The sequence below is a fragment of the Stenotrophomonas sp. 107298_Sma genome (genome assembly GCF_056480345.1).
Map to the genome: position 1 here is coordinate 4,331,056 of NZ_CM151094.1, position 25,619 is coordinate 4,356,674.

General features: G+C 65.9%; 22 protein-coding genes. 10 read left to right on the forward strand and 12 right to left on the reverse strand.

From position 1 onward, the window contains the following. Positions 1-50 precede the first annotated feature (50 nt). Positions 51-1,016 (reverse strand): sodium:calcium antiporter, encoded by a 966-nt coding sequence (locus ACZK2G_RS20050; protein ID WP_478474195.1) that lies wholly within the window; start codon positions 1,014-1,016, stop codon positions 51-53. Between the two features lie 73 nt (positions 1,017-1,089). Next, entirely contained in the window at positions 1,090-1,743 is a 654-nt protein-coding gene (locus ACZK2G_RS20055) for a hypothetical protein (RefSeq protein WP_253079264.1), read from the reverse strand. A gap of 125 nt (positions 1,744-1,868) precedes the next feature. Between ACZK2G_RS20055 and ACZK2G_RS20060 the strand changes: the two genes are divergently transcribed. Next, positions 1,869-2,396 carry a hypothetical protein gene (locus tag ACZK2G_RS20060; protein ID WP_046984829.1) on the forward strand — a complete coding sequence of 176 codons (528 nt, stop codon included), beginning with the start codon at positions 1,869-1,871 and terminating at the stop codon, positions 2,394-2,396. 81 nt (positions 2,397-2,477) lie between these two features. Here ACZK2G_RS20060 and hmgA read toward each other — a convergent pair whose 3' ends face one another. Further along, positions 2,478-3,785 (reverse strand): homogentisate 1,2-dioxygenase, encoded by a 1,308-nt coding sequence (gene hmgA / locus ACZK2G_RS20065; protein WP_426354966.1) that lies wholly within the window; start codon positions 3,783-3,785, stop codon positions 2,478-2,480. Positions 3,786-3,887: 102 nt separating this feature from the next. Then, complete coding sequence (hppD, locus tag ACZK2G_RS20070; protein WP_211195207.1) at positions 3,888-5,000, reverse strand: 4-hydroxyphenylpyruvate dioxygenase; 1,113 nt, start codon at positions 4,998-5,000, stop codon at positions 3,888-3,890. 66 nt (positions 5,001-5,066) lie between these two features. Here hppD and ACZK2G_RS20075 point away from each other — a divergent pair, with 66 nt between their 5' ends. Further along, complete coding sequence (locus tag ACZK2G_RS20075; RefSeq protein ID WP_081307605.1) at positions 5,067-5,624, forward strand: MarR family winged helix-turn-helix transcriptional regulator; 558 nt, start codon at positions 5,067-5,069, stop codon at positions 5,622-5,624. Positions 5,625-5,712: 88 nt separating this feature from the next. Here the strand turns inward: ACZK2G_RS20075 and ACZK2G_RS20080 are convergent, their stop codons facing one another. The 4 genes from ACZK2G_RS20080 to ACZK2G_RS20095 form a co-directional block, all read right to left on the reverse strand. After that, positions 5,713-6,852 carry a hypothetical protein gene (locus tag ACZK2G_RS20080; RefSeq protein ID WP_478474198.1) on the reverse strand — a complete coding sequence of 380 codons (1,140 nt, stop codon included), beginning with the start codon at positions 6,850-6,852 and terminating at the stop codon, positions 5,713-5,715. A gap of 222 nt (positions 6,853-7,074) precedes the next feature. Beyond that, on the reverse strand, positions 7,075-7,674 hold the full coding sequence (locus tag ACZK2G_RS20085; protein WP_136639149.1) for a thioredoxin family protein: 600 nt from the start codon (positions 7,672-7,674) through the stop codon (positions 7,075-7,077). Positions 7,675-7,693: 19 nt separating this feature from the next. Further along, positions 7,694-9,193: a peptide MFS transporter gene (locus ACZK2G_RS20090; RefSeq protein WP_136639148.1), complete on the reverse strand. Its 1,500-nt coding sequence runs from the start codon at positions 9,191-9,193 to the stop codon at positions 7,694-7,696. Between the two features lie 180 nt (positions 9,194-9,373). Next, positions 9,374-10,249 (reverse strand): tryptophan 2,3-dioxygenase, encoded by an 876-nt coding sequence (locus ACZK2G_RS20095; protein WP_136639147.1) that lies wholly within the window; start codon positions 10,247-10,249, stop codon positions 9,374-9,376. A gap of 335 nt (positions 10,250-10,584) precedes the next feature. Here ACZK2G_RS20095 and pdhA point away from each other — a divergent pair, with 335 nt between their 5' ends. From pdhA to ACZK2G_RS20115, 4 genes are read left to right on the forward strand one after another with little or no spacing between them, the layout of a single operon-like run. Next, positions 10,585-11,667, forward strand: a complete 1,083-nt coding sequence (gene pdhA, locus ACZK2G_RS20100) for a pyruvate dehydrogenase (acetyl-transferring) E1 component subunit alpha (protein ID WP_046984835.1) — start codon at positions 10,585-10,587, stop codon at positions 11,665-11,667. Beyond that, positions 11,660-12,727, forward strand: a complete 1,068-nt coding sequence (locus ACZK2G_RS20105) for an alpha-ketoacid dehydrogenase subunit beta (RefSeq protein ID WP_006474353.1) — start codon at positions 11,660-11,662, stop codon at positions 12,725-12,727. Before pdhA ends, ACZK2G_RS20105 begins: the two co-directional genes overlap by 8 nt. A 1-nt stretch (position 12,728) precedes the next feature. Continuing rightward, complete coding sequence (locus ACZK2G_RS20110; RefSeq protein ID WP_012512332.1) at positions 12,729-13,082, forward strand: SH3 domain-containing protein; 354 nt, start codon at positions 12,729-12,731, stop codon at positions 13,080-13,082. Continuing rightward, positions 13,079-14,488, forward strand: coding sequence for a dihydrolipoamide acetyltransferase family protein (locus ACZK2G_RS20115; protein ID WP_478474200.1), 1,410 nt, complete (start codon positions 13,079-13,081; stop codon positions 14,486-14,488). Before ACZK2G_RS20110 ends, ACZK2G_RS20115 begins: the two co-directional genes overlap by 4 nt. 189 nt (positions 14,489-14,677) lie before the next feature. Here the strand turns inward: ACZK2G_RS20115 and ACZK2G_RS20120 are convergent, their stop codons facing one another. Beyond that, entirely contained in the window at positions 14,678-15,064 is a 387-nt protein-coding gene (locus tag ACZK2G_RS20120; RefSeq protein ID WP_136639145.1) for a VOC family protein, read from the reverse strand. 353 nt (positions 15,065-15,417) lie between these two features. Between ACZK2G_RS20120 and ACZK2G_RS20125 the strand changes: the two genes are divergently transcribed. Next, positions 15,418-16,890, forward strand: a complete 1,473-nt coding sequence (locus ACZK2G_RS20125) for a S1 family peptidase (RefSeq protein ID WP_478474201.1) — start codon at positions 15,418-15,420, stop codon at positions 16,888-16,890. A gap of 55 nt (positions 16,891-16,945) precedes the next feature. Here the strand turns inward: ACZK2G_RS20125 and ACZK2G_RS20130 are convergent, their stop codons facing one another. Both ACZK2G_RS20130 and ACZK2G_RS20135 read right to left on the reverse strand, forming a co-directional pair. Beyond that, positions 16,946-17,653 (reverse strand): helix-turn-helix transcriptional regulator, encoded by a 708-nt coding sequence (locus tag ACZK2G_RS20130; protein ID WP_478474203.1) that lies wholly within the window; start codon positions 17,651-17,653, stop codon positions 16,946-16,948. Continuing rightward, complete coding sequence (locus ACZK2G_RS20135) at positions 17,653-18,288, reverse strand: Rossmann-fold NAD(P)-binding domain-containing protein (RefSeq protein ID WP_211195206.1); 636 nt, start codon at positions 18,286-18,288, stop codon at positions 17,653-17,655. Before ACZK2G_RS20135 ends, ACZK2G_RS20130 begins: the two co-directional genes overlap by 1 nt. 106 nt (positions 18,289-18,394) lie before the next feature. Here ACZK2G_RS20135 and ACZK2G_RS20140 point away from each other — a divergent pair, with 106 nt between their 5' ends. Next, entirely contained in the window at positions 18,395-19,933 is a 1,539-nt protein-coding gene (locus ACZK2G_RS20140; protein ID WP_046984840.1) for a diguanylate cyclase domain-containing protein, read from the forward strand. Positions 19,934-20,040: 107 nt separating this feature from the next. Here the strand turns inward: ACZK2G_RS20140 and ACZK2G_RS20145 are convergent, their stop codons facing one another. After that, entirely contained in the window at positions 20,041-20,967 is a 927-nt protein-coding gene (locus ACZK2G_RS20145) for a DUF808 domain-containing protein (RefSeq protein ID WP_046984841.1), read from the reverse strand. 200 nt (positions 20,968-21,167) lie between these two features. Here ACZK2G_RS20145 and ACZK2G_RS20150 point away from each other — a divergent pair, with 200 nt between their 5' ends. Together ACZK2G_RS20150 and ACZK2G_RS20155 are read left to right on the forward strand one after the other, a co-directional pair. Further along, complete coding sequence (locus ACZK2G_RS20150; protein WP_208043613.1) at positions 21,168-22,859, forward strand: ABC1 kinase family protein; 1,692 nt, start codon at positions 21,168-21,170, stop codon at positions 22,857-22,859. 241 nt (positions 22,860-23,100) lie between these two features. Then, the gene (locus tag ACZK2G_RS20155; protein ID WP_295380032.1) at positions 23,101-25,206 is read left to right on the forward strand and encodes a phosphoglycerol transferase I; all 2,106 of its coding nucleotides are present in this window, start codon (positions 23,101-23,103) and stop codon (positions 25,204-25,206) included. The last annotated feature ends 413 nt before the right edge of the window (positions 25,207-25,619 follow it).

Sequence of the window (25,619 nt, forward strand, 5' to 3'; positions counted from 1 at the left end):
TGCCGACCTTGGTCGGCACGGAACCAACCGCATCCACGCATGGTGTGGCTCTACAACCCGGGTGCACCCACCAGCAGCAGCTCCAGCACGAACCAGCCAACAAACGCGACCAGCAGGATCACGCCTTCGCCACGGCTGATCTTCAGGTCGCCACGCAGCATCGGGTACAGCACCAGCGCGAAGGCCAGCAGCGCCGGCAGCTCCAGGCGCACGAACGAGGCCGGCAGCGCCAGCGGCTGCAGGACCGCCATCGCACCGATCACCAGCAACAGGTTGACCACGCTGGAGCCCAGCACGTGGCCCATCACCATGTCGCCATGGCCACGGCGTGCCGCAGCGATCGCGGTTGCCACCTCCGGCAGCGCGGTACCGATCGCGACCGGCAGCAGACCGACCAGCAGCGGCGTCCACCCCAGTGCAACACCGAAGTCCGCCGCCGCACCGACCACCAGGCGGGCGCCCCAGTACAGCGCCAGCGCCGCGATCACCACGCGCAGCACGTTCAACGGCAGGCTGGTACGGCTCAACGCGGACTCGGCGATCACCGCCTGCACCTCGGCGCTCTCGCTGCGGCCACGACGCACCAGCACCACCTGCACGATGATGAAACCGGCCACCAGCACGCCGCCTTCCCAGCGCGCCAGGCCACCATCAAGACCGAACAGGATCAGCACCACGCCCGCCGCCAGCAGCGACCACCACAGTACCGTCTGCAATCGCGCGCGCAGCAGCAGCGGCGCAGCCATCGCAGCGACGGCCAGGGTCAGGCCCAGGTTGACGATGCTGCTGCCCACCGCGTTGCCCAGCGCCAGCTCCGGCTGGCCGACCGCCAGCGCGCGTGCGTTGACCGCCAGTTCCGGCAGCGAAGTGGTCACCCCGAGCAGCAACAGGCCAGCCGTGAACGGACTGGCGCCGAAGCGTTGCGCCAGGCCGGACACGGCCTTGACGATGGAGTCCCCGCCCAGCGCCAGCAGCAGCAGGCCGAGCAGGAACCAGGCAATTGCAATGGCGATCATCGAGCACTCCCCCAGCGGTCGTGGCGCGATTCTACGCTTGGCCCGCGCGCAAGGCTGGGCCGTGGATCAAGGATCAGCCACAGCCTTCCACATAATCGACCTGCGGGGTCTGGCCCACCCGCCACGCGCCGACCCGGCCGTCCGCACCGAGTGCGAAGTCGACCACCGCACCGCCCTCCTGCGCCGGCCGCACGCGCAGGTGCTGGGCCTTCTCGTCGTACTTGTCGGGGACGACGTCACCGCGCTCGGGATACAGCACCTGCAACTCGCCCAGGGTCATGCCGACCTTGCCGCCGCCCGGTGCGATGACCGCAGCACTGTGCACGTCATAGCGCACCAGCTTGCGGCCTTCGATCATCAGGCGCGGATCTTCGGCATTCTGCGGACGCAGGAAATAGCAGCCATCGTTGTTGTCGTCGACCGGCAGCGGTTTGCCGGCAGCATCGCTGCCCACGCCCCGCAGCGGCGTGCCGAAGCCGCTGCGGACCTCGGCGATGGCTGCACCGAGCTTCGCGCCGGCGTAGCCGTCCAGGTGTGCTGGGCTGTCGCTGCGGAGATCATTGGCCGGGCGCGCGGCCAGATCGGGATCGGCGGACTGTGCGGGCCCGGTCGCCGACGCGGTTTCGGCTGGGGTGTCGCTGCCACTGCCGGCCGCCCCCTGTTTGTCCTGGCCGCCGCAGGCGGTGAGCGAAAGCAGCAACAGACCAGCAATCGGGAGATGCTTCATCGGTGCGGTTCCCTGGCACGAAGGTGGCTGCACGCTAGCGCAGCACATGTGCAGGTGCTGCATTGTCATCGCCGTTTCATGGCCTTCGTTCAGGCTCGGCGTGCACCGACTTGGCCGTCCCCTCCATGCAACCGCGTAAGACCGATCTCGCCCGAACCGCGCTGCAGGCCCACCGCGCGCCGCTGGACATGCGCCAGAGGCGGCTGCTGATCCTGTGCGACGGCCAGCGCAGCATCACCGACTTGACCGGCCTGCTTGGCCCGGAGGCTCCGGCGATGGTCATCCAGCTGGTGCAGGCGGGCTATCTGAGCACAGGGCCGGCCGCAGCGACGCCCGCCCCCTCCCCCGAAGCCGCTGCCATCTTGCCAGCGCAGGCTGCGGTGCCTGCGACACCGGTCGAACGCCGCCGCTCGCTGGTGGCCGCGCGCATCTACGTGCTGGGCATCCTGGAGATGCAGCGCCACCCGCAGGCCGCTGCGGTGTTCCGCGACCTGCAGCAGGCGCGTGCGGAAGACGAAGTGCTGCAGCGGCTGCAGTCAGCGCTGCAGGTGCTGCCCGCGCTGACCTCGGACGGCTACTGCCAGCGCGTACGCCAGCGCCTGCTGGAAGCGCTGCCGCTGGAGCATTGCGACGCGTTCGCCGAGATGGCGTAACCGCAGGTTCCGACGGCAATCATCCACGCATGGCGTGGATGCGATCAGGATCCGTGCCGACCAAGGTCGGCACCCACCAAGCTAGCGGGACGACCGGAAGTTGTTGCGCAGGCCGTTCCAGCACTGCTGGTAATCACCCTGCCGATGGCCGGCAGCCAAGGCCTGCGCGGTCGGGCGGATCACCGCGCGGGTCTCGAACATGAAGGCCATGGTGTCCTTGATCACGTCCGGCTTGGACAGGTCTGCGTTGGAGGCCTTGTCGAAGGTCGGCGCATCCGGGCCATGGCCGCTCATGCAGTTGTGCAGCGACGCGCCGCCGGGCACGAAGCCTTCGGCCTTGGCGTCGTAGGCGCCATGCACCAGGCCCATGAACTCGCTGGCGATGTTGCGGTGGAACCACGGCGGGCGGAACGTGTTCTGCGCCACCAGCCAGCGCGGCGGGAAGATCGCGAAGTCCATGTTGCTGGTCCCCGGTGTGTCGCTGGGCGAATGCAGCACCAGGAAGATCGACGGGTCCGGATGGTCATGGCTGATCGAGCCGATGGTGTTGAAGCGGCGCAGGTCGTAGCGGTACGGCGCGTAATTGCCGTGCCAGGCCACCACGTCCAGCGGCGAATGGTCGATCGGCGCGCGCCACAGGCGGCCTTCGAACTTGGCGATCAGTTCGAAATCACCATCGATATCCTCGAACGCCGCGTGCGGGGTCTCGAAGTCGCGCGGGTTGGCCAGGCCGTTGGAGCCGATCGGGCCGAGGTCAGGCAGCTTCAGCAGCGCACCGTAGTTCTCGCAGATGTAGCCGCGGCTCGGGCCATCGGGCAGTTCGACGCGGAACCGCACGCCACGCGGAATCACCGCGATCTGCTGCGGTTCGATCTCGATCACGCCCAGTTCGGTCAGCAGGCGCAGCGCTCCCAGCTGCGGCACGATCAGCAGTTCGCCATCGGCATCGTAGAAGTAGCGGCCAACCATGTCGCGGTTGGCGGCGTAGAGGTGGATGCCCACACCGGCATGCGCGTCGGGCGAGCCGTTGCCACCCATCGTGTACAGGCCTTCGACGAAGTCGGTCGGCAGTTCCGGCAGCGGCAGCGGGCTCCAGCGCAGCTGGTTCGGCGACGCCGGCTGCGCAGCGAAATCGCACTGCAGCTGGGACTGCGCGAACGGGGTGAACTCACCATGGGTGACCGCCGGGCGGATCCGGTACAGCCAGCTGCGGCGGTTGCTGCCGCGCGGCGCGGTGAAGGCGGTGCCGGTCAACTGTTCGGCGTACAGGCCGTGGGCCACCTTCTGCGGCGAGTTCTGCCCGACCGGCAGCGCGCCGGCGACGGCCTCGGTGGCGAATTCGTTGCCGAAGCCGGACTGGTAGCCGCGGGCGGTGATGGCGGGGGACATGGTGGCTCCTGGAACGGCGATGCCGGAACGGATAGCAGCCGGGCATGGCTCGGCTCTACAGATGAGCAGCCGCCGGGCGTGGCCCGGCGCTACCGATGAACGTTACAGCACGCCGCGGCGGATCTGGTCGCGCTCGATGCTTTCGAACAGCGCGGTGAAGTTGCCTTCGCCAAAGCCTTCGTTGCCCTTGCGCTGGATGATCTCGAAGAAGATCGGGCCGATGCAGTTCTGGGTGAAGATCTGCAGCAGCTTGCGCTGGTGGGTTTCCGGATCGGCATCGATCAGGATCTTGTTCTTCGCCAGACGCGCCACGTCTTCACCGTGGTTCGGCACGCGCTGGTCGATCACGTCGAAGTAGGTCTCCGGCGTATCGAGGAAGTCCACGCCCTGCGCGCGCATCGCTTCGACGGTCTCGTAGATGTTCTCTGTGAAGCAGGCGATGTGCTGGATGCCCTCTCCCTTGTACGCGTCCAGGTACTCGTTGATCTGGCTCTTCGGGTCGGACGATTCGTTCAGCGGGATGCGCACGATGCCGTCCGGCGCGGTCATCGCCTTGGACACCAGGCCGGTCTTCAGGCCCTTGATGTCGAAGTAGCGGATCTCGCGGAAATTGAACAGACGCTCGTAGTAGTCCGACCACTGCTGCATGTTGCCGAAGTACAGGTTGTGGGTCAGGTGGTCGATGAAGGTCAGGCCGAAGCCCACCGGGTGCAGGTCGGCGCCGGCGATCAACTCATAGTCGCCGTCGAAGATGCTGCCGGCGCTGCCATAGCGGTCGACCAGGTACAGCATGCAGTCGCCGATGCCCTTGATGACCGGGGCATTGACCGCCTTGCTGTCCGGCTTGAAGGCGATGGCTTCGGCGCCGTTGCCCAGCGCGGTCTGGTAGACCTCCTGGCCCGGCTTCTTGAAGCGGATGGCGAAGCCGCAGGCACACGGACCGTGCTTTTCGGCGAAGTCGGCGGCGAACGAATCGGGGTCTTCATTGACCAGGAAGTTGACGTCGCCCTGGCGATAGACGGTAATCGGACGCTGCTTGTGCTTGAGCACCGCGCTGAAGCCCATCTTCCGGAAGTACTCGTGCAGCTCCTGGCCACGGCCGGCCGGGGCGGCGAATTCGACGAACTCGAAGCCGTCGATGCCCATCGGGTTCTCGAAGGTGGTGACCTGCATGCCGGGGTTGGGATGCGAGGCGGTCGGGACTGCGGTATTCATGGCGTGGCTCCGAATCGGTACCGCATCGGTACAAACCAGGTGCGGGCAGGTAGGGACCCGGCGAGAATGCAGGGTCTGGACCTACCCCTTATAGTTACACTTGAAACCACCAGCAAGGTGCACCGCAACATGAGCCCCGCCGATCCCGTTTCGACCCGCCTGCGTTCCTCGCACGTCCTGCTCGACCTGGAACAGTTCCTGCCTTACCGGCTGAGCGTGCTGTCCAACCGGGTCAGCGGCAACATCGCCAAGCTATACGGCGATCGTTACGGTCTGGCGATCCCCGAATGGCGGGTGATCACCATCCTGGCGCTGTACCCGGGTTCCTCGGCCAGCGAGGTCTCCGACCGCACGGCGATGGACAAGGTGGCGGTCAGCCGCGCCGTGGCCCGCCTGCTGGAGCGTGGCTTCATCAAGCGCGAGACCCATGGCGACGACCGCCGTCGCTCGGTGCTGGCGCTGTCGGCAGCCGGCTTCGAGGTGTACGAGACCATTGCGCCGATGGTGATCGAGATCACCCGCAAGCTGATGTCGGTGCTGAGCGAGGAGGAGGAGCAGGTGCTGGAGAAGCTGATCCTGCGCCTGGCCGGCGACGGCCTGGAGCGGATGGGCGAAGGGGTCTGAAAGAAAAAGGGGACGGAGGGGATCAAGTCGTTTTGGGCACAACTGTGCTGATTGCGGCTTTATCCCCTCTGTCCCTTTTTTCCGCGCCTCAGCTCAGATGCTTGCGGCGTGCATGGATCCACGGCACGGCCAGCGCGGCGATGGCACCACCTGCAAAACCGAGTGACGCAGCAACCGTGGCCGCTTCGACCGCCCCTGGCAGCGCCAGTGCCGCAGCCACCAAGAGCAGCGACGGCAGGCCGACGAAGGTGCCGAGGAAGAAGTGCCAGCGCGGCGACCAGGTGTTGAGCTGCAGCAGGCTGACCGGCTGCCAGGCGTCGGATGCGGCGTCCTCGGCGATCTTCGCTACCGCCTTGCCCAGGTCTACTTCCGGCAGCGCGCGCCCCTGCCGTGCGGTCGCCAGCAGCTCGGCCACGGCCTCCACCGGCGGAAAGCTGGACGGCCACGCCACCGGCGCCGGCACGCCGTAGGCGGTCATCAGCGGCACGCTCAGCCACGGCGCCACCAACGGTCGCATGCGGCGTCGGCCATGCACGCACCAGATCTGTGGCTGGCCATGGGCGGTGACGCTGTACAGCGCCAGCTCACCCACTGGCGGGTAGCCAAGCATGGTCACCCGCGCCGCCAGGCTGTCCTGGCCCATCGCGCGCAGGAATCCAGGACGGCTGCGTCCCTCCTGCATCCACGCCAGGCCGAGTGCACCCACCAGATACGCCTCGGCCACGTCCTTGCTGCCGGCAGTGGCGCGCTCATCACTGGCCAGGTACCAGGCCAGCGATTTCGGTTCGGAGACATCGTCCAGGCCCCAGCGGCTGTCATCGCCCAGCACGTGGCGCACCGGCAGGCGCGCCGGCGCGGTTTCGCCACGTTCGCCCGGCTGCAGGAACGGCAGTACGCCCTGGATGAAGGTGGACAGTTCGATGGCCCGCGCGCCATGGCCCTGCCATTCCGGCGGCAGCAACCCGGCCAGCTGGCCTTCGGCAGCCAGCGCATCCAGCCGCGCTTTCTGCTCGACCAGCCTTTGCACCGCCCCCTTCAGCACCACGTTGTCGGGCAGCGCGATCTGCGGCAGGCGGTGGCGCGGTGGTGTCAGTTCAACGGTGTTCTCGCCGGTACCATCGTCATCGAGCAGCACCTCCTGCGCCGGCAGGCTCACGCCCTCATCTGCTCCGCTCTCGGCCAATGCGCTGGCAGGTTCGGGCAATCGTTCGGCGTGGTCGCTGTGCATGGGCGTTCCGGTAGGTTGCATCGACGGGGCGTCGACTGAAGTCCTTGCCGGTAACGGCGTGCACGCAGTGAAATTGAGACACCGATTCGGAGAGTGTGACGGCGCGCGCAATAGATCCACGCCATGCGTGGATGCACGTCTGTGCCGACCAACGGTTGGCACCCACCAGAGCCTGCTGACCAGCAGGCGGCACCCAGCCAGGTTGCCGGCCAGCGGCCGGCACTACCGGTCAGGTGCCCACTGCTTGAGGAAGGCGCTCACTCGGGCAGGCTGGAAAGCTTCGCCCCTGCGCAGCTCACCAGTCGCCTGCGAGACCAGCAGTCCACCATCGGCATCGAGCACCAGCAGGTACGGGTAGTCGCGTTCCATCATCGGGAACTGGGCAAAAAAGGCGGTGTTGGGCTGTTCGTCACTGGCGTTGATCTTCACCCACACGTAGTGGGCATCGCGGAAGCGGCGCAGGTCGCCGTTGCCTTCCACCAGTTCGTCCAGCGCATGGCAGCGCTCGCAGGCGGCGTTGCCGACCTCGAGCAGGATGCGCTTCTTGCCGCGCTGGGCTTCCACCTTGGCGGTGGCCAGGTCATTGGCCGGGTCGCGGGCCGGGTCGAACTGTGCACCGAGCCCGGCGATGGCGGCGATGTCCGCCGCCACCGGGGTGTTGCCCGAGGCCACCGGTTCGCTGGGGTCAGCGACCGGTGGCTCGGTGGGTCGGGTATCCAGGGGCTGCGTAGGCTCGGCGGCTGCAGGCGGTTGCGGTTGGGAACAGGCGCCGATCAGCGCCGCACAGACCACCGCTACCGCAGTACCGAGCTTGCTACGCATGCCTTCTACCCTCTCATCATTACTTGACGCCGTGCATCAGCTTGTTGATCAGCGGGGCGACCAGGAACAGCACCACGCCAGAGCCGATCAGAGCCCAGAACCCGAAGGTATACCCCTTCAGTGCCGACTCGACCGTCATGCCGCCTTCACCACTGACAACGCCGGCGAAGATGCCCGACAGGTTGTTGCCGATGCCGGTGGACAGGAACCAGCCACCCATGCCGAAGCCGACCAGGCGCACCGGAGCCAGCTTGGTCACCATCGACAGGCCGATCGGCGACAGGCACAGCTCACCGACGGACTGGATGACGTAGACCATGAACAGGGTCCAGAACGGGATCTTGCCGTCCACCACCATCTGCGACAGGGCGTACATCAGCAGGGCGAAGGCGGCGCCGTTGAACAGCAGGCCCAGGCCGAACTTGCGCGGAATCGACGGATTGGCGCGGCCCAGGGCCACCCAGATCCAGGCGATGATCGGCGCCAGGGTGATGATGGCCACCGAGTTGACCGACTGGAACCAGGCGGTCGGGAAGGTCCAGTCGCCCATCTGGCGGTTGACGATGTTCTCGGCCAGGAAGGTGAACGAGCTGCCGGCCTGTTCGAAGAACATCCAGAACATCACGTTGAAGGCGAAGATGATCAGCATGGCGATCACGCGGTCGCGCTGCACCTTGCCCTCGCGGATGCCCTCGACCAGCAGCAGCACGGCCAGTGCGGCGAACATCACGCCCAGGATCCAGGCCAGCGCGGTGGCGCCGGTGGCCAGCAGGAAGTAGGCCACCGGAATGGCGAACAGCGAGCCCACCAGCACCATGACGACACGGCCGAAGCCTTCAGCGCCAGCCGGCGGAGCACCGATGCCCTTCAGGCCGGCGCGCCCGATGTAGAACCACACCAGCGAGATCAGCATGCCCACGCCCGAGGCGATGAACACGACCTTGTAGGACGGCATTTCCGAGGTGCCGAAGACCTTGCGGGCCAGGTACTCGGTCAGCACCGGGGCGATCATCGCGCCGATGTTGATGCCCATGTAGAAGATGGTGAAGCCCGAATCGCGACGCTCATCCTTCAGGCCGTACAGCTTGCCGACCATGGTCGAGATGTTCGGCTTGAACATGCCGTTGCCGACGATGATCGTGGCCAGGCCGAGCTTGAACAGATGCTCTTCCGGCAACGAGATCATGAACAGGCCGGCGGCCATGATCACCGCACCGGTCAGGATCGAGCGCTGGTACCCCAGCACCCGGTCGGCCACGTAGCCACCGAAGATCGCCGCGGCGTACACCAGCGCCAGGTAGGCACCGTAGATGCGGCTGGCGTCGGCTTCACCGGCGGCACTGCCATCACGGAACTGGGCGACGATGTACAGCACCAAGGCCCAGCGGATGCCGTAGAACGCAAAGCGTTCCCAGAACTCGGTCATGAACAGCATCCACAACGGGCGCGGGTGGCCCATCATGGTCTTGAAGTCCGGCACGGCCGGCTCTGGGGTGTTCGCAGTGGCGTTCAAGCTCATGCGGATTTCCTGGTTCGGTGGATGACGAGCACGTCCGATGTGCAGTGGAGCAACGCGCGAGGATCACCGACTTCTGGCGTTCACGTCAAATACACGCCGTTTGAGGCAGGTGCCAGCCTGCTCGCTGAACTTGCATCTGAAACGATCCAGCCGCCGGCCGGGAACCAAGCTGAATGGGAGTCAGGCCAGATCGGCCGGGGGTGCGGCCTGCAGGCTGGTGCGCACCTGGAACAGTTCGGGGAAAAAGGTCAGATCCAGCGCCTTGGCCAGGAAACCGACACCGGACGAGCCGCCCGTGCCGCGCTTGAAGCCGATCACCCGCATCACCGTACGCATGTGGCGGAAGCGCCAGAGCTGGAAGGCGGTCTCCAGGTCCACCAGGTCCTCGCACAGCGAATACTCGCGCCAGTAGCGATCGGTGTCCTGGTAGATGCGTTCGAAGACCGGCTGCAGTGCGTCATCGGCCACATGCGGCTGGGTCCAGTCGTGGGCCTCGTACACCGCCGGGACGGCGTGGCCGAAACGGGTCAGGTACTTCAGGAATTCCTCGTACAGGCTCGGCGCTTCCAGTGCGGTGCGCAGCTGCGCCTGGCCAGCCGGGTCGTGCTCGAACACCTGCAGCATCTGCGCGTTCTTGTTGCCCAGCAGGAACTCGATGTAACGGTACTGCAGCGACTGGAAGCCCGAGGACGGGCCCAGCACGTCGCGGAAGCCCATGTACTCGGACGGGGTCAGCGTTTCCAGCACCGACCACTGCTCGGTCAGCTGGCGCAGCACCTGCTTGCTGCGCGCCAGCACCTTGCGGCACTGCCAGACTTCATCGCGCTGCAGGAAGCCGATCGCGGCACGCAGTTCGTGGCCGAGCAGCTTCAGCCACAGCTCCGAGGTCTGGTGCTGGATGATGAAGAGCATCTCGTCGTGGTGCGGCGGGTTGGACAACGGCTGCTGCGCGCTGAGCAGCTGGTCCAGCCGCAGGTAGCCGCCATAGGTCAGCCGCCCCTGCAGATCGGTGTGGATGCCAGCTTCGAGATCGCGTTGGTTGTTGTCGACGGACATGGGCGGGACCAGATCGGGGGCGGCAAGGGTAGCGCGTTGCCGCCATGCTGGCAGCCGCCGCGTCCATACCGGGGCGTCCGGGGGCCCGTGGAGCATCCCCCGATATGGGGGCTGCGCGTGGAACCGTTCGGGCCGTTGCACGGGCAGTCAGCCAGAGGCGTATTCTGATGCTTTGCAGCAACGACTGAATACGTTGTTGTTATTGGCCCCCCACCCGCCGGCAGGGGTAAAACAGGGCATCGCCGTGTTGCGCCGCAGGAAGGCTATTCCGTACGCGTTCCTTAACATGGCGATTCATATCATTTGTAACTTCTCTGTCGAAGGTGCAGTACGCAATGACGGTTGCCGCTGAATTCAAGATCGAATACCTGCAGTACCTGGACGTGGACGGCACGCTCGTCCGCGATGACCTGCCCGCGTCGCTGCGCGACCCCAAGGTCCTGGTACCGCTGTTCAAGCAGATGCTGTTCGTACGTACGTTCGACAGCAAATCCATCGCGCTGCAGCGCACCGGCAAGCTCGGCACCTATGCCGCCTGCCTGGGCCATGAAGCCGCGCACGTGGGTATCGGCGCTGCGATGCAGAAGGACGACGTGTTCGCGCCTTCGTACCGCGAGTATGGCGCGATGTTCATGCGTGGCGTGCGCCCGCACGACGTGCTGATGTACTGGGGCGGCGACGAACGCGGCAACGACTACGGCGGCAACGCGGCCAAGGACTTCCCGTTCTGCGTGCCGATTTCCACCCAGTGCCTGCATGCCGCAGGCGCCGCGCTGAAGTTCAAGCTCAACAAGGAACCGCAGATCGCGGTGGCCGTGTGTGGCGACGGCGGCAGCTCCAAGACCGACTTCTACGCGGCACTGAATTCGGCGGGCGCCTACAAGCTGCCGCTGATCCTGTGCATCGTCAACAACGGCTGGGCCATCTCGGTCCCGCGTTCGGCCCAGACCGGTGCCGAAACGCTGGCACAGAAGGGCCTGGCCGGCGGCCTGCACTGCCTGCAGGTGGACGGCAACGACCTGATCGCAGTGCTGGCGGCGATGGAGCAGGCGCGCGAACGTGCGCTGGCCGGCGACGGTGGCACCGTGCTGGAACTGATGACCTACCGCCTGTCTGACCACACCACCGCCGATGACGCGCGCCGCTACCGCGACGACGCCGAAGTGAAGGATGCCTGGCAGCGCGAACCGATGCTGCGCCTGCGCAAGTACCTGATCAACGCCGGCGTCTGGAGCGAGGAAGAGGAAACCGCTTGGGTCGCCGAGTGCGGCACGCGCGTGGACGAGGAAGTGAACCTGTACCTCAACACGCCGGTGCAGCCGGTCGAGGCGATGTTCGATTTCCTCTACGCCGATCCGCCGCAGGACCTGCTGGCCCAGCGTGCCCAGGCGATCGCCCTGGAGAAGCGCCATGGATGAGATCAAGAACGGCGCGCCCGGCGCGCACACCAACGCCGCCGACAGCGCCGCCGTCGCGCGCGGAGAACAGAGCATGACCACCACCCCCATCACCCTGATCGAAGCCATCACCCAGGCACTGGCCTGGGAGCTGGAGCACGACCCGTCGGTGCTGGTGCTGGGCGAGGACGTGGGCGTCAACGGCGGCGTGTTCCGCGCCACCGCCGGCCTGCAGCAGCGCTTCGGCTCCGAGCGCATCCTCGACACCCCGCTGGATGAAACCACCATCGCCGGCCTGACCATCGGTCTGGCGGCACAGGGCATGAAGCCGGTGGCCGAAGCGCAGTTCGACGGTTTCATGTACCCGATGGTCGACCATATCGTCTGCCACGCCGCACGCCTGCGTTACCGCACGCGTGGCCGCCTGCACTGCCCGATGGTGCTGCGCGTGCCGTGGGGCGGTGGTATCCGCGCACCGGAACATCACAGCGAAGCCAATGAGGCGATCTTCACCAACGTGCCGGGCCTGCGCGTGGTGCTGCCGTCGTCGCCGCAGCGTGCCTATGGCCTGCTGCTGGCCGCGATCCGCGAGCCGGATCCGGTGATCTACATGGAGCCCAAGCGCATCTACCGCCAGTACAAGGAAGTGGTCGTCAACGACGGCGAAGCCTTGCCACTGGACGTCTGCTTCGTGCTGCGCGATGGCACCGACGTGACCCTGGTGACCTGGGGCGCGCAGGTGAAGGAAGCGCTGGAAGCGGCCGACAAGCTGGCCGGCGAAGGTATCAGTGCCGAAGTCATCGACGTGGCCACGCTGCGTCCGCTGGACTTCGCCACCATCGCCGAATCGGTGGCCAAGACCGGCCGCTGCGTGATCGTGCAGGAGGCCCCGAAGACCGCGGGCTTCGGCGCAGAGATCGCCGCGCGCCTGGCCGAGGAATCGATCTACGACCTGCTGGCCCCGGTCGAGCGCGTCACTGGCTACGACACCCACATTCCGCTGTTCCGCCTGGAAATGAAGTACCTGCCGAGCGTTGAGCGGATCGTGGCTGCGGCCAAGCGCGCGGTGGCGGCCGGCTGACATGCGGGCCCGCCTTCTGGGGGCTTACCGCAGCCAGTATCCCAACCCGCTCCGGTTCCGCACCGGCCAGATCGTCGAAGTAGGTGTCCGTGACGAGGAATGGCCGGCGTTTGCCTGGGTACGCACCAACGATGGGCGCGCTGGATGGGCGCCCATCGCCTGGTTGCAGCTGCTGGACGAGGGTCGCGCCGAAGCGCTGTGCGACTACGACGCCCGCGAGCTGGATGTGGAAAGCGGCGAGATGGTGAAGCTTCATCACGAACACGGCGGGTGGTGGTGGTCCGAGCGCGCCAATGGCGCGACGGGTTGGCTGCCGGCCCGCGAACTGGAACTGCTGGAAGAGAACTGCAAATGAGCCAGACCAAGAACTTCAACCTGCCCGACCTGGGCGAAGGCCTGCCGGACGCGACCATCGTCGAGTGGTTCGTCAAGGAAGGCGATGTGATCAAGCTGGACGAGCCGCTGGTCTCGATGGAGACCGCCAAGGCCGTCGTCGAAGTACCGTCGCCGTTCTCCGGCAAGGTGCTGAAGCTGTCCGGCGCTGCCGGCGACATCATCCCGACCGGCTCGGTGCTGGCCAGCTTCGAGCTGGACCCCAACCTGCCGCAGCGCGCCGATGGCCAGGACACCGGCCACAGCCACGGTCATGCCGCACCTGCCGCACCTGCCGCAGCACCGACCCCGACCCCGACCCCGCCACCGCTGCCGGCCGCTGCCGCACCGGTGGCCGCCGAAGCCGCCAAGCCCGCCGCCGCCGAGCGTGATGACGCCGGCACCGTGGTCGGCGCGATGCAGAGCTCCAACGCCGTGCACGCCGAGCAGGCGCTGGCCGTCGGTGGCGTCAAGGCCGTACCGGCCGTGCGTGCCACCGCGCGCAAGCTGGGCGTGGACCTGTCCCGCGTACGCGCCACCGGCGCCGATGGCGCGGTGACCATGGCCGACGTCAAGCAGGCAGCTGCGGATGGCAGCGCAAAGATCGGTGCCGCTCCGGCTCCAGCCGCTGCTGCCGCCTATGCCACGCCGGCCCCGGCGCAGGTGTCTGCCCCGGTGCAGAGCGAAGCGCGCACCCCGCTGTCTGCTGCCGGCAAGCCGATGCGTACCCAGCCGCCGGGCGTGGTCGCCAAGGGCCAGCCGGAACCGCTGAAGGGCGTGCGCCGCAACATGGCGCGCGTGATGGCCGATGCGCACAGCAAGGTGGTGCCGACCACGCTGAACGACGACGCCGACATCCACGCCTGGCTGCCGGGCAACGACGTCACCGCGCGCCTGGTGCGCTCGATCGTGGTCGCCGCACAGAAGGTGCCGGCGATGAACGCCTGGTTCGACGGTGAAGCGCTGACCCGCACCCTGCACGCCCAGGTCGACATCGGCATTGCCGTGGACACCGACGACGGCCTGTTCGTGCCGGCGCTGCGCAATGCCGACATGCTCGATGCACGCGGCATCCGTGAAGGCGTCAACCGCCTGCGCGAGCAGGTCGAATCGCGTTCGATCGCCGCCTCGGAACTGAGCGGCTACACCATCTCGCTGTCCAACTTCGGCATGTTCGCCGGCCGCTACGCCACCCCGGTCGTGGTGCCGCCGTGCGTGGCCATCGTCGGTGCCGGCCGTGCCCGCCACCAGATGACCCCGGTGATGGGCGGCGTGGAAGCGCACAAGGTGATCCCGCTGTCGGTCACCTTCGACCACCGCGCGGCCACGGGTGGTGAAGCGGCCCGCTTCCTGCGCGCGATGATGGACGATCTGGCACTGGCCAGCTGATCGGGTAGGCCCACCGAGGAACTGATCGGTGGGTGCCAACCTTGGTTGGCACATGAATTGGAGAAAACGCTGGGCACTGCCTGGCGTTTTTTTGTGCCTGCTGGATCGCGCGCCATCCACGCATGGCGTGGATCTACTGAACGACCTGTCGCTGCGGTGGGCTCGCCGTTGTTCTGCGTCAGGGGAGGATCAATCGCGCGCGACCATGCCCTCGGCGCGGCTGTAGACACGCAGCCGGTGACCATCGGGGTCGACCCCGACGAAGGTGTGGCCGAATTCCAGCGTCACCGGCGCCTGCGCGATCTGCACACCGAGTGCGCGCCAGGCATCGTGCAACTGCCGCACTTCATCAGGATTGGCCACCACCATCGCCAGTTCGGCGGCACCGGCCTGCGCAGACACAGGTGGCTGCACGTCATCGCGCTGCCACAGGCCGAGTGCGGCGCCATCGCCGAGCAGGAACAGGGCAAAGCCGGGTGACTGTTCGACCGGTGCCGTGCCGAGGATGCCGCTGTAGAAGGTGGCGCTGGTGGCAACGTCGCGCACGTACTGCAGCAGGGTGCTGGGCGTGAACATGGGAAAGCTCCGTTGTTGGGAGCGATCATGGTGGTACGGGCCTGCTGACAGATTCTGTCAGTAGATCAAGCAGATGAAATCGGCCAGGTAGAGTCGATCGTCGTTCGAACATCTCGCGTATTGCGGGCACTTCCGCCACCGGATGGAAAGGCAGGCGACCCACTGTGATCTCGCGATATATCGCAAAGCCAAGTCATGATGGGAGCTGTCGTCGGCGATGAACCTTCGCTCTTTTGGAGCCCCCCGGACCAATCAAAGGGAGACGCAGTTACCAGTTGCAACAGACAGAAGTGATTTAGAGTCAAATGCAGATGGAACGCCGCTTCACGTAATACACATGAAAAGGAAAGTTCATGACCACAATACGCAGATATCTCCCGTTGTTGGCAGCCATCCTCACCGCCTCTCCCGCCCTTGCGGACGACGCCCCCAAGGATGTAGCAATACAGCACTACGCGGAAACCATGCACGTAGGCACGTTCGAAGCCGCGCAACGAATGGATGCGGAACGGGCCGCCGGTAAACTCAGCGCACGGCTTCAGAGGGAGAAGCCGGAGACGTTCGCCGGCCTTTACATCGAGCACTCCCCTGAATTCAGGATCGTGGTGAGGTTCACCGGCGATGCCTCACGCCAACTTTCTGCTTACACCAAGGACCGCCTCTACGTCGCAGAAGCCGCGCCACGTTCTCTCGAGCTTCTCCGCGCCACCCAAGAGGAGGTGTCCGATCAGCTCGTCAAGGCGGGCATTGAGTTTGCAGCCACGGTAGACATAAAGAGCTCTATCGTCGAGGTATATGTACGCGATCCCGATGCCGTACGCGCCAGACTTTCCAAACTTCTCTCTGTCGCCGACTTCATCCGCATAAAAGAGACCACAGGTTTCATAGAGCCAACAAACACTGTAGCGGGCGGGCGGCGACTGGAAGGCTACCAGCAGCAGCTCTGCACAGCCGGCTTCAACGTGGTCGAAACTGCAACTCGCGAACTAGGCTTGGCCACTGCGGGTCACTGTGACAATGACAACTATCAGCGCAATCCAACCGCTCGCATTCTGTTCAAGAGTGAACGCAACAAAGGATCTTACGACGTTCAGTGGGGTGCACAGCAGCGTGGCGGCGTCATCTTCTCTCAGTCGAACGAAATCATTGTCGATGGGGAAAAACTGGCGATAACCGATGAGGCATCACTGGCCGACATGACACCAGGCACAACGGTCTGCAAGTTCGGCGTAACGACCGGTCGCACATGCGGATCCATCAAAGACGCAGAGTTCGCAGCCAACTGGAATGGGGAAGCTGGCACCTACGTCCAAGTCGTCAGCCTTGATGGAACCGTGATGAACAAAGGCGGCGATAGTGGTGGGCCCGTCTATGCCGGCAACTCGGCCTATGGCCTTGTTCATGGCAGGGGAAAAGATGGCTCTCCTTGGGAGAATGACCTTTTCTTCATGCCCATAGAGAGAATGTCCACCCTGGGCGTCGCTACCCTGACGAAGCCATTTCAGCTGGACAGCGTTCCGAACGTGTCTGGAACAGGCGCCAGTGTTACTGCCACGATGAACTTCAGTGGGTATCCGAGGTTTCCGGTATACATCAACCTCGAGATCGTGACGTGTCCCGCCAGATGGATCTGCTACGGGGGCCGCGCTAAAGTCGATAAGAACATCCCATCCCCCATCACCTTCACTTGGGGTTGTACACCCAGTAAACCTGGTGAACCTCAAGTTTCGAGAGTCAGGACATTCTTGGAAGATGCGTCGGGCCTCGTAACCCAGGCCATAGAGTCGACGATTACCTGTACCACCCCGGCCTCCCCCGGCACATAGCCCACCAGCTGTGTAAGCCCACCGCGTTGATGCACAGCGCCATTCCTCGTTGGGGTTACGAGCGGTCCAACCAATCCGGTGCGATGCCCTGCGCCTTCTGCCAGCGCCGCAGCAGGGTGGCGCGTGGCACGAGGTAGCGATCCTCCAGCACGCGCACCTGGCGGATGCGGTCCAAGCGGAAATGACGGAAGTCCTCGCGGCTTTCGCACCACGCCGCCAGCATTGGCACTTCATCGAAGTAGCCCAGCGCGAACGGCCAGACGATGCGCTCGGTACGTTGGCCCTGCGCATCCTGGTAGCCGAACTGCAGTCGTTGTTGCGCGCTCACCGCTTCGCGCACAGCCTGCAGGCGCGCAGCGGGTACCTTGGCTGCCGCACGCGAGGGACCCACGCGCAGGCCGCTGTCACGCAGCGCTTCGCGACGCGCGGCAGGCAACACATGCGCGATGCGCGCCAGGGCATCGCGTGCGGCCTCGGCCAGCACGGGTTCGGTGCGGGCCGCAACCCAGCGCAGGCCCAGCACCAGCGCATCGATCTCGGCGGGCGGCAGGGTCATCGGCGGCAGGGTATCGCTCGGTGCCAGCTGGTAGCCGACGCCGGCCTCGCCGCGCAGGTCGGCACCCTGCTCGCGCAGGGTCTCGATATCGCGGTACAGCGTGCGCAGGCTGATGCCCAGGGCTTCGGCCAGAACCTGTCCGGCCACCGGCCGCCGATGGCGGCGGAGCAACTGTTGAAGCTGGGTCAGGCGCAGCGCACGCGACATCAGCCGGCCAGTGCGCTCGATGCCACTACGTGTTCACCCGGGTGCGGGGCGAGTGCGGCCTCGACCAGTTCCTTGGCAACTTCGCTGGCCGGATTGATCCGCCACGCCCGTGGCAGTACTGGCCCCAGTGCGCCGAGTACCGTCAATGCGAAACGCTCGCCGCGGCGCACCTCGTTACGCTCGCCACCAATCAATCCTGGACGTACCAGCGTCAGCGAAGCGAAGTCGAGCGCGCGCAGGTCATGCTCCAGCTCACCCTTCACCCGGCTGTAGAAGATCGACGACTGCGGGTTGGCACCGGCTGCGGAGTTCAACACATAGGTCTGCGCTCCCTGCGCCCGCGCCAGCCGGGCGAACGCCAGCGGGTAGTCATGGTCGATTCGATGGAAGGCCTCGCGGCTGCCGGCCTGGGCAATGGTACTGCCGAGCGCGCAGATGACCGCGTCCACGCGGGCCCATTCGGCTGCGGCGGGCAGTGCATCGAAGGCCAGGACCGGGTTCTCAAGCGTCCCGTGGGTCATGCCCAGCGGGCGGCGGGTGGGAGCGACCACGACACTGCAGCGCGGGTCGTCCAGCAGCTTGCGCAGGGTCAGCCCGCCCACCAGCCCGGTCGCCCCCAGCAACATCACGCGCATCACCACCTCCACTGCGGCATCCTGTCGCCCATCCTAGCCGTTCAAGCCGTCGGCGGCCGCGCCGATATGCTGGAACCAGTCCCTGCCAGCCCCCAGGATTTGCTCCATGACGGACCAGCCCGACCACCGCCCTGCCCCCGGTACCGCCCTTGGGCCGCCGGCACGCGTGCGCGCGGTGGTGGATGACGGGCTGGGAGACCGCGTGGTGCTGCAGGGCGGTGGCGGCGTGGCCCTGCAGCAGCTGTTCGCCGGCGCCGATGCACCGGAACCACTGCTGGCCGCGTTCGCCAACGGTATGGCCACCCTGCCCGGTGAACTGGGCGACATGGGCGACCGCCTGCAGTCGGCGCAGGCCAGTGCCGACTGGCCGCGCTACGGGCGCGCGATGCGGCAGCTGATCGACAAGTACATCCGAACCATCGAACAGCATTCGCCGGATGGCCAGCCCGAAAGCCTGCGCCTGTCCGAGCAGCTGCGGTTGCTGCTGGGCGGCGCGGTGGTGGCCCTGCTGCAGCACGATCCGGACCTGCGCGAGCAGGCGCAGACGCTCGCCATGCAGCTGCGCCAGTGGCAACCGGGCACGGCGCTGGAACCGATCGAACAGGGCGTGCGCGAGCTCGGCCACCAGGTCGGCGTGCGTGCCGAGAGCTGGCAGGAGCAGCAGGCGCTGCTGCTTGAGCTGTTCGCGCTGCTGCTGGAGAACGTCAGCGAACTGCTGGACGACCGCAGCTGGCTGCAGGGCCAGATCGCCGCAGTGCGCCACCTGCTGGACGGACCGCTGGAAGCCGAAGCGGTGGAGCGCACCCGCGCCGAACTGCGCGAAGTGATCTACAAGCAGGGCCTGCTGCGCCAGGGCATCGACGATTCGAAGGCGGCGATGCGCGGGCTGATGGGTGAGTTCATCGAACGCATGGATGGCATGGCCACCAGCACCGGTGAGTACCACGATCGCATCGGCAGCTATGCACTGCAGCTGCGCGAGGCACGCAGCATCGCCGACCTCAACCAGCTGCTGCAGGAAGTGATGCGCGATACCGGCAAGGTGCAGCAGCAGGCCGCGCAGGCGCGCGATCATCTGGCCAGCGCGCGCCAGGAAGTGGAACGTGCCGAGCAGCGCATCGCCGAGCTTGAGCAGGAACTGCGCGCGGCCGGCGACCTGGCCCGCATCGATCCACTGACCCAGGCACTGAACCGCCGCGGCCTGGACGAACTGCTGCAGCGCGAGCTGGCCCGCGCCACGCGCAACAACTCACCGCTGGGCGTGGCGGTGATCGACCTGGATGATTTCCACCAGACCAACGATGCGCACGGCCATGCCGGTGGCGATGCGCTGCTGCAACACCTGGTGTCTGTGTGCAAGCTGCTGCTGCGCGCCACCGACGGCATCGCGCGGTTGGGTGGCGACGAGTTCGTGCTGGTGCTGCCGGAAACCCAGGGTGCCGACAGCATGGCCACCGTGCAGCGCCTGCAGCGCTCGCTGGCGCACCGCGTGTTGACCGTACAGGATCGGCGCGTACCAGTGCATTTCAGTGCCGGACTGGCGCAATGGCAGCCCGGCGACGATATAGAAACCCTGCTGCGGCGCGCCGATGACGCGCTGTATGCGGCCAAGCGGCAGGGCAAGAACCGGGTGCAGGCAGGGTAGTTTCCCGGCACACCGGAAACTGCTTCGGTAGGTGCCAACCTTGGTTGGCACACGCGGGAAACAAAGCACCGACCAAGGTCGGCCTCTACCGGACAAAGGGCCGTTGCTTACTTCCCGCGCAGCTTCTGGAACCCGGTCACCGCCGCCAGCACGATCGCACCGGCAATGATGCCGACCACCATGTTGGCCACGGCACTGATCAGCCAGCCCCACTGGCCTTCACCGCCCAGCGCCTGCACCGCGTGGTGCAGCGCCGGCACGTTGTGCACCAGGATGCCGCCACCGACCAGGAACATCGCCGCGGTACCGGCCACCGACAGGAACTTCATCAGCCACGGGGCCGACACCAGCAGGCCGCGGCCAACTGCCGCCAGCGCCGCGCCCTTGCGCGACAGATACAGGCCCAGGTCGTCCAGCTTGACGATGCCGGCGACCAGCCCGTAGACGAACACGGTCATCGCCAGCGCGATCACCACCAGGGTGCTGACCTGGTTGATGAACGACGCCGTGGCAACCACGCCCAGCGACAGCACGATGATTTCGGCCGAGAGGATGAAGTCGGTGCGGATGGCGCCCTTCACCTTGTCCTTTTCCCACGCGACCATGTCCACCTGCGCATCGGCCAGCGCCTTGCGCCGCTCGGCCTGGTGTTCGGCGTCCTCATCGGCGGAATGCAGGAACCGGTGCGCCAACTTCTCCACGCCCTCGAAGCAGAGGAAGGCGCCGCCGATCATCATCAGCGGCACGATCAGCGGTACGTTCCAGCCGCGGCTGTGCAGCCAAGCTTCCAGCGCGCTGATCGCCAGCGCCGCTGGCACCAGGATCACCTTGTTGACCAGCGAGCCCTTGGCCACCGCCCACACCACCGGCAGTTCGCGGTTGGCGTTGACCCCGGTCACCTGCTGCGCGTTCAGTGCAAGGTCGTCGCCCAGCACGCCGGCGGTTTTCTTCGCCGCGACCTTGGTCAGGACCGAGACGTCGTCGAGCAGGGAGGCGATATCGTCGAGCAGGGCGAACAGGCTGGCACCGGCCATGGGGCGTCCAAGTGAGGGAATGAGCGGATTCTGACCGATACCGGGGCGACTGCGGAAGCGGTCGGATTCACTGCATGCCTACCGCCCCCCGGCGACACTGCGGAATCCGGTAGTGACGGCCGCTGGCCGGCAACCGCGCAGTTCCGGACATTGCCGGCCAGCGGCCGGCACTACCTGTATCCGTCGCATGGGAGTTCCGCTTGAGCAATCCGCCCACCACCAATGGCAACCCTCCGCTGGTCAAGGGCATGAACCGGCGCAGCCAGATCCTGCGCCTGCTGATGCGCTATCGCCATTCGGGCGTGTTCTCGGGCATGAACCTGGACGCCGCCAGCAATCAGGCCGACGTGCCCGCCGACGGAAACCCGGAACAGTTCGTCAGCGACCTGGAAGCCCTGGGGCCGACTTTCGTCAAGCTGGGCCAGATGCTGTCCACGCGACCGGACATGGTGCCGGTGGAGTTTGCTACGGCGCTGGAGCGCATGCAGGAAAAGGTGGCCGAGATTCCGGTCGCTCGCATCCATGCCATCGTCGAACAGGAGCTGGGCGCGCCGGTGAACAAGCTGTTCGCCGCGTTCGATCCCGAGCCACTGGGCTGTGCCTCGATCGCGCAGGTGCATCGCGCGGTGCTGCACGATGGCCGCCAGGTGGCGGTGAAGGTTCAGAAACCCGAGGTCGCTGCTCAGCTGCGCTCGGACCTGGAGGCACTGCGCAGCTTCGCGCTGGCCGCCGACCATCTGACCCAGGTTGGCCGTCGGGTGCGCCTGCGCGACTGGCTCAACGAGTTCGCCAAGACCCTGATGCAGGAGCTGGACTACCACGCCGAGGCCGAGAACCTGGCCCGTTTCGGCCGCCATCTCAAGCCGTTCCGCCGCCTGTGGATACCGCAGCCGCTGTGGGATTACAGCAGTCAGCGCGTGCTGACCATGGAACTGGCCACCGGCGTGCGCGTGGATGCGATTCCCGATGTCCGCCGCACCGAACAATCAATGGACCCGCTGGCGGCGGCGCTGATCCGCGGCTACCTGGACCAGATCTTCGTGCATGGCGAGATCCATGCCGACCCGCATCCCGGCAACCTGCGGGTGATGCCCGATGGACGGCTGGCGATCTTCGACCTGGGCATGGTCGCGCACATGCCGCCGCGCCTGCGCGAGCGGCTGCTGAAGATCCTGTTCGCCGCTGTCGATGGCCGTGGCGAAGAAGTGGCCGACGACCTGATCAGCATCAGCACGCGGTTGGAGGCATTCGACGAAGAGCGCTACCTGCGCGAGACCGGCCAGCTGATTGCGCGCTACGCCGCCAGTGGCAGCTTCTCGGAAGGCCGCGTGGTACTGGACCTGGTGCGCATCGCCACCGCCTGCGGCCTGCGCACGCCGCCGGAGCTGAGCCTGCTGGGCAAGGCCCTGCTCAATCTGGAAACCGTATGCCGATTGCTGGCACCGGACCTGGATACCCGCCGCATCGTCGAGCGCCAGCTGCAGCACGTGATGCGCGCACGCCTGAAGAAATCGCTGTCTGCCGCCAACCTCGCCAGCGAGGCGATGGAGCTGCAGCAGCTGCTGCGCGATGGGCCGCGCAAGCTGTCGGACATCATGGCGCTGCTGGCCGAGAACCGCCTGCAGATGAAGGTGACCGGCCTGGAAGAATCGCGATTGATGGAGAACCTGCAGAAGATCGCCAACCGTGTGGCGGCCGGCATCATCAGCGCGGCATTGATCATGGCTGCGGCAATGATGATGAAGATCGACACCGGCTGGCATCTGTTCGGCTACCCGCTCATCGCCCTGATTCTGTTGTTCATCGGCGTGGTGCTCGGGCTGGGCATCGTTACCAGCGCGTTGTTGTTCGATCGTCGTGCGCGGGCGCGCGAAGAACGCGGGCATCGCTAGCGCATCAATGAAAATATCCGTATTCATGCGGTTTTTAATGCAATCCAACGAACCCTTTCACGCTCGTTTTACCTTCTGAACGCGATTGCGCGCGCGTTATTTCAACAAACATTTCAGTCAGGTTCGTGCATGCACTATCGGGTCATCGGCCTGTCATGTGTATGTGCTTGCGACAGCGCCGGTCGGATGGACACGCGTCGGTACGACGTCCATCAACATCCCGTCACTGCCGAAGCTGCCTATGCTCTGGATACTGTTGTTGTCGTTGCTGCTGCTGTGCTGGCTGTTTCTCGCATCCGGCAAATGGGTGTGGTGGAAGGCCGGTTCACTCTCGCTGCTGCTGCTCATGCTCAGCGCATGGTGGCTGATCGACAAACTCTCCGGTGATGGGCTCAATGCCGCCACCCTGTACCACCTCGGCGCCGATATGGAAGGCGCCGGTGTCTCCGATTTCAAGGGCTATATCGCCGGCTTCATCGCGCTGGCGCTGGTCTCGCTGCTGCCGCTGTTCGCGACGCGGGTGAAGCGCTGGCGCCGGCCCGGCCACGGTGGCGCGTTGTTCGCCGGTTTCGCGGCCGTGTGGGTGGCCGCGATCATGATCAGCCCGCTGGCCCGCGACGGCCAGCGCCTGTACCAGCAGCTGCGTCCGGTCGACTTCGCCCGCATCGCCCCCGAGTACCAGGTGCCGACGCAGCCGCTGCAGCGTCCGCGCAACATCGTCTGGATCTACGGCGAAAGCCTGGAACGTACCTATCTGGACGAGAGCGCTTTCCCGGGCCTGATGCCCAACCTCAACCGCTTGGCATCTGAGTCGCTGGACGTGCGCGGCCTTGCCTCCGCTGAGGGCAGCGGTTGGACCATCGCCGGCCTGGTGTCATCGATGTGCGGCGTGCCGCTGACCACCTCGCAGGGTGATGAGAACAGCATGGACCGCATGGGCAGCTTCCTGCCCAAGGCCGTGTGCCTGGGCGATTACCTCAAGCAGCAGGGCTACACCAACCATTACCTGGGTGGTGCCAACGGCCAGTTCGCTGGCAAGGGCCAGTTCCTGGCCAGCCACGGCTTCGATGAAGTGCATGACCTGGCGTGGTTCAAGCAGCAGAAGAAGATCGGCCGCATCCATTACTCGGCGTGGGGCGTGCACGATGACGTGCTGCTGGATACCGCCTACCAGCGCTTCGAGCAGCTCTCGCGCGCCGGTTCGCCGTTCATGCTGACCACGTTGACCATGGACACCCACCACCCGGCCGGTCATCTGCCGGTGTCGTGCAAGGGCGAGCGCTACCAGAGCCAGTACGGCAACATCAACATGCTCAACGCGCTCAAGTGCAGCGACCGGCTGATCTCGCAGCTGGTGCAGCGCATCCAGGCCAGCCCGTACGGCAAGGACACGCTGATCGTGATCGCTTCCGACCATCTGGCGATGCCCAACGATCTGACCCATATCCTGACCCGGCAGAAGCGCGAGAACCTGCTGCTGTTCCTGGGCGATGGCATTGCCCCGCAGCAGCTCAGCGCCGATGCCGGCACCACCCTGGATTCGGGTGCGACCCTGCTCAGCCTGCTGGACCCGAACCTGAAGACGATGGGCTTCGGCCGTTCCCTGATCGATACCCAGCGCGCGCCCAGCGCCAGCGTAGCCACCCAGCGCGATGGCGGCCGTGACTATCCGCAGTACCTGGCCTTCGCCCGCTCACTGTGGCTGGGCGAACCGACCCGCGAGCTGAAGATCGATGGCGATGACCAGGTGGTGGTGGGCCTGCAGCACGTGCAGCCACCGGTGTTGCTGGAGTACGACAAGGACTGGGGTTTGAAGTCCGTGTATCTGGAAAACACCTCGCGCCAGTTCGATGATGCCAACCCGGACAACACCCTGGCCTACGTCGACCGTTGCACCGCATTCGAGGATGGCTCAGCCGACGGTGACTGGTGCGCCCTGCTGGTCAACCGCGACAACGGCATCAAGCTGTACCGCGACAACGACCTGCGCGGGGGCATCGCGGTGGATGCACCGCTGGATGCGTTCCAGGGCCCGCGCCCGAGCGTGCGCCAGGCGCACATGATCACCCAGAAGGGCCGCCGCACCCGTGCCGGCCAGTACATGCTGCAGCTGGTGGCGAGCACGCGCCCGGATCGCGGCTTCTGGATCGAGGCGGTGTCCTCGCAGCGCAAGGTGGTGCTGGCGCAGCAGTGGGTGCAGCCCGATGCCAACGGCAAGATCAACGTGTCGTTCGGGCTGGACCACGAAGTAGATGATCTGGAGATCCGCGCGTGGTTGAACCATGCGGAGAAGCTGGCGGTGGACACGTTCGCACTGGTGCCCTCGCGCAGCCGGCCACGAGGGTAGGGGTTTCTTTGCAGGGCTGCGCCCTGCACCCGCCGAAGCAACAGCCGAAGCAACAGCAACAGCAACAGCAACGGCAACGGCAACAGCAACAGCAACGGCAACAGCGGGCATTCCGTGGGATGGCGGGGTGGGTCCGGTTGCGGGAGACGCCGTAAACCCATCCATGGGGGCTTGGCCGCGGCATCCATGCCGCGGACACTCCCGCAACCGGACCCACCCCGCCTTCGACAGTTTTCCGCGATCTGTCGGAAATACTCTTGGGGTCAGATCCGTTTTCCGGAGGAAAACGGATCTGACCCCAGATTGATTTCGATATCTGACAGACGTGTCGACCAAGGTCGACACCTACCGACAGCCGCAGGAATCTGTCAGAGGTGGGGCGGTGTCGGATTGCGGGGTGTCAGCCGCATGGA